We start from the raw sequence: 2,304 nt of genomic DNA, 5'->3' as shown, positions 1-2,304 counted from the left end.
TCAAATTATTTTTTTGCCTTCTAAACGGCTTAAAAAAAATCTTTTGAACGTCTAAATTTGAACCAAAAAGAGTCAACCTATTTCAGTATAATACAAAAAATAGTTTCCAATCAAAATTTCAGGTTAAAATCATTATTTTTGATTATAAATAAATATGAGATGAATATTCAAGCGGAAAAAATAGAATTGGTAAAAATGCTTTTGGATACCGAAAATCCTAAAATCATTGAATCAATTAAAAAAATCTTCAAAAAAGCAAAAACTGCTGACTTTTGGGACGATTTATCTATTGAACAGCGTAAAGAAATTGAAACAGCTTCTCGTGAAATAGAAAACGGAGAAATAACAGATTACGAATCTTTTATGCAAAAACACAGATAAATTGAGCAGAAAAGTTGTTATTTCAAAAACAGCCGAAAGGAAATTAGAAAAACTTTTCGAGTACTTAATCGAAAAATGGTCTGTTAAAGTAAAAAAGGATTTTGTTGAAAAATTAGACTCATCAATTGAGATTATTAAAAACCAGCCTGAAATATTTCCTGAGTCTAAAAAAGGAAAAAGTTTAAGAAAATGCGTAATCACAAAACAAACGACTTTATATTATCGCTATAATTCCAAACGAATAAACATTGTTACGTTATTTGACACAAGACAAAATCCGAATAAACTGGATAAAGAAATATAAAAAACGAAAGCCCAACAATGGCTATAAGTAATTGCTTGTTCTCGCCTACTTCTGAAAATCCTCGCGGATTTTCAGTTTGGTGTGTACTTGCAAAGTTAAGTGCTAACCCACGCAACTACTCATAGCCGAGACCGTTGTAGCCAATTTGAGAAATGACATTAACTAAAAAAATACTAATCGGAATTTCTTCAGTAATAATATTATTCGTTGGATTTATATTTTGGTTATTTTTCAAAATCGCAAATGAAAATAAAGGAGATGAAATATTTTACAATATTGAAATTCCTGAAAATCTAAAATTTGAAAAACCAATCTTATTTTTATCTAATAGACAAATTGACTCTTTGAGAAATTTAAATGTTGAGCAAGAAAAAATATTGGTAATTGGAAATGGATATTCTGGATATGATTTTTATATGTGGCATAAACCAAGTGAAAAAGGAGAATTATTTATTAAAGCATACGAATTGACTAAAAATATTCGATTATCGGAGTGGAAATTAAATAACCGAACGAAAAATAAAATATCTGAATTGAGCAACGAATATAAACTCTATGAAGGAAGAACAGTAATTGACGAAGGAACTTTTGAGAACTTCTATCCTACTCGATTTGAATTATGGTTTAAATCTGAAAGTTCTGGCATCGAAAAAAAGCTGACTGAAAAAAATTATGTAATTGATGGTTGGGACAGATAAAAAACTGGCTACAACAATGTATAACCGCAATTACGGCGGATTCGACTACGTCCGAATCCACTCGGAATTGCTAACTTCTGTGCTAAACCGAAAATTTGTGTACTTTAACCCGTAACTGACGGTTATACGAGACCGTTAGCAGTCAGTTAAAACCACTCTTGATGTACGACAGAGAAAAAGTAGAAAATTTTCAAATCCGAATGGAAGAAATAATTGAAAAGCACAACACAAAAGATGCTTTTGAATTAATTACTTCTGAATTGAATGAGTGTGAGGACAAATATCTGACTGAATTTATGGCGCCTCTGAATTTTTTAAAATACGAACCTGTTTTAGATTGGGTGGAACAAAACGCTGATAGAGTAAAAAATGTAACGCAGGATTGGGGACATTTATCTGCAAGTTCGAATTTCAGTTGGAAAAGAGCGGAAAAATGGCTTGAAATTGGACGACCCTTGAGCTTGATTGCACTTGACGCAATAATGTTTTGTACCACACGCGGAGAAAGACTAAATCAATCACTTTGGATGAGAGAATTAAATCCTAAACTGACTGACAACCCTAAACTGGACAGAATTGCAAACGGATTAAAACAATATATAGAAAAGGATAGTGTTCCAAGGACAAAAAATGCAGTCAGCCGAATAATAAATGACATATTTGAAATTGGATAATAAAACCGAACTGCTAACACCGTGTATAGCTCATTGCGGCTGAATTCCTAATCGGAATTCATTGCAATTTGCTATCTTTCGGTTACGGCGGAAAATCATAGCTGATTTTCCGCAACGAGCCATACACAAACACGTTGGCAAACATTTGAGAAATGAACTTTCCTGAAATAGGTTGACTAAAAATTAAGCAATTAATTACAGTCACTTATGAAAACAACAAATGAACACTGGCGAAAAAAAAGCTACC

At 31.9% G+C, this 2,304-nt stretch carries 4 protein-coding genes; all 4 read left to right on the top strand.

The features are described 5' to 3' along the window. Nucleotides 1-159 precede the first annotated feature (159 nt). On the top strand, nucleotides 160-381 hold the full coding sequence (locus C8N41_RS16735) for a hypothetical protein (protein WP_115840120.1): 222 nt from the start codon (nucleotides 160-162) through the stop codon (nucleotides 379-381). A gap of 1 nt (nucleotide 382) precedes the next feature. Then, a complete protein-coding gene (locus C8N41_RS16730; protein WP_115840119.1) occupies nucleotides 383-685 on the top strand; it encodes a type II toxin-antitoxin system RelE/ParE family toxin in 303 nt (100 codons plus the stop codon). 152 nt (nucleotides 686-837) lie between these two features. Further along, nucleotides 838-1,383, top strand: coding sequence for a hypothetical protein (locus C8N41_RS16725; protein ID WP_115840118.1), 546 nt, complete (start codon nucleotides 838-840; stop codon nucleotides 1,381-1,383). A gap of 161 nt (nucleotides 1,384-1,544) precedes the next feature. Beyond that, nucleotides 1,545-2,057: a hypothetical protein gene (locus tag C8N41_RS16720; protein WP_115840117.1), complete on the top strand. Its 513-nt coding sequence runs from the start codon at nucleotides 1,545-1,547 to the stop codon at nucleotides 2,055-2,057. Nucleotides 2,058-2,304 lie beyond the last annotated feature (247 nt).

It is taken from the genome of Winogradskyella sediminis, assembly GCF_003387355.1.
GTDB classification, from domain to species: Bacteria; Bacteroidota; Bacteroidia; order Flavobacteriales; family Flavobacteriaceae; genus Winogradskyella; species Winogradskyella sediminis.
Note: the sequence above shows the minus strand (reverse complement) of the source record. Positions and strands in the feature narration are given on the sequence as shown.

What these genes read in the sequence shown, in the direction of transcription:
- C8N41_RS16720 (WP_115840117.1), top strand. Translation starts at nt 1,545, where the DNA reads ATGTACGACAGAGAAAAAGTAGAAAATTTTCAAATCCGAATGGAAGAA.
- C8N41_RS16735 (WP_115840120.1), top strand. Translation starts at nt 160, where the DNA reads ATGAATATTCAAGCGGAAAAAATAGAATTGGTAAAAATGCTTTTGGAT.
- C8N41_RS16725 (WP_115840118.1), top strand. Translation starts at nt 838, where the DNA reads ATGACATTAACTAAAAAAATACTAATCGGAATTTCTTCAGTAATAATA.